The sequence below is a fragment of the Microbacterium sp. genome (genome assembly GCF_032084865.1).
GTDB lineage: Bacteria > Actinomycetota > Actinomycetes > Actinomycetales > Microbacteriaceae > Microbacterium.
Map to the genome: position 1 here is coordinate 1644 of NZ_DAMDLU010000236.1, position 241 is coordinate 1884.

A 241-nucleotide genomic window follows, 5' to 3' on the forward strand; every position below is an offset into this window, starting at 1 on the left:
GAATCCGCCGAGGGTCGACACCCCCAGCCGCCGCAGCAGGTCGGCGAGCTCGGGTTCGCCGAGCACGTGCAGGGGGAGCGGGGCGAGGAACGCGCGGGATGCCCCCGGTGGGATCACCGCCCATGGATCGATCCCGTCGCCACCGGGCGGAGCCGCCCGGGCGGCGAGCTCGGCGGTGAACATGCCGTCGCCCACGCCGATGCGAACGCAGAGAGCCCGGGCGAGTCGTGGTGCCGCGCGC

1 pseudogene is annotated in these 241 nt (G+C 75.9%); it reads right to left on the reverse strand.

The features are described from left to right. Positions 1 to 241, reverse strand: a pseudogene (locus RT309_RS14925) (hypothetical protein); the annotation flags it as partial.